The organism is Burkholderia sp. AcTa6-5, assembly GCF_017815075.1.
GTDB lineage: Bacteria > Pseudomonadota > Gammaproteobacteria > Burkholderiales > Burkholderiaceae > Burkholderia > Burkholderia sola.
Genome location: NZ_JAGIQE010000068.1, coordinates 1 through 1289, shown reverse-complemented (window position 1 = coordinate 1289; position 1289 = coordinate 1). Strand labels below are relative to the sequence as shown.

General features: G+C 68.7%; 1 protein-coding gene. It reads right to left on the bottom strand.

Features of this window, described 5'->3' with window-relative positions; all coding sequences use genetic code 11:
- Positions 1 to 1289: efflux transporter outer membrane subunit (locus J8I33_RS34220; protein ID WP_209939999.1), on the bottom strand; the 1289-nt coding region annotated here is incomplete at both ends.

Below are 1289 nucleotides of genomic sequence, written 5' to 3'. Positions count from 1 at the left end.
GTACAGATCCGTCTGCGCGGTCAGCACCGACAGATAGCTGTCCACACCGTTCTTGTAACGCAGGTCCGACAGATCGAAGCGACGCTGCTGCGCGTGCTCGTTGCGCTGCAATGCCGCGATCTGCTGATCGTACGTGCCGCGTGCGGCGAGCCCGTCCGATACTTCGCGGAACGCCGACTGGATCGCCTTCTCGTAGTTCGCGATCTCGATGCGCTTCTGCACGTGCGCGAGATTCAGGTTCGCGATGTTCTGCCCGCCTTCGAAGATCGGCATCGTGATCTGCGGCGCGAACGACCATGCCGCCGTGCCGGCCTTGAACAGGCCGCCCAGCGTCGGGCTGCCGGTGCCGAACGCGCCCGTCAGCGAGATCTTCGGGAAGAACGCCGCGCGCGCCGCGCCGATGTTCGCGTTCGCGGCCAGCAGCGTCTGCTCGGCCTGCATCACGTCCGGACGACGCGTCAGCAGATCCGACGGCAACCCGGCCGGCACGTCCGTCAGCAGGTTCTGCGCGTCGAGCGGCATGCCCGCCGGCAGATCGTCCGGCAGCGGCTCGCCGATCAGCAGCACCAGCGCGTTCAGCGCCTGTGCGCGCGCACGCGCCTGCGCCTGCTGGTTCGCGAGCGCCGTCTCGACTACCGTCTGCGCCTGACGCAGCTCGAGCTCGGAGCCCGTGCCGTTGTCGAATTGCAGCTTGGTCAGGTCGTACGACGCCTGCGCGGTCTTCAGCGTGTCCTCCGTGACCTTCAGCAGGTCATCGGTCGACAGCAGCGTCAGGTATTGATCGGCCACCTGCGACACCAGCGAGATCTCCGACGCCTGCCGTGCGTACGACGTCGACAGGTACTGCGCGAGCGCCTGGTCCTTCAGGCTCTGCACGCGACCGAACAGGTCGAGCTCCCACGACGCCGACAGGCCGACGTTGTAGGCGCGCGAGATGTACGGCGCACCGGTCTGCGAAAGACCCTGCGGCACGCGCTGGATGCTGCCCGTGCCCGTCCCGTCGAGCGTCGGGAACAGCCCCGCACGCGTGATCTGGTACTGCGCACGCGCGGCCTCGACGTTCAGCACCGACACGCGCAGGTCGCGGTTGTTTTTCAGCGCGATCTCGATCAGCCGCTGCAGGCGCGGATCGACGAAGAACTCGCGCCAGCCGATGGCGGTCGCCGCCTGGCCGTTCGCGCTGCGCGCGCCGGCCGCACCCGGCTGCGTCGCGTAGACGCCGCCGGCCGGGTACGCCTGCGCGACGGGTGCATCGGGCCGCGTGTAATGCGGCGCCATCGTGCAGCCCG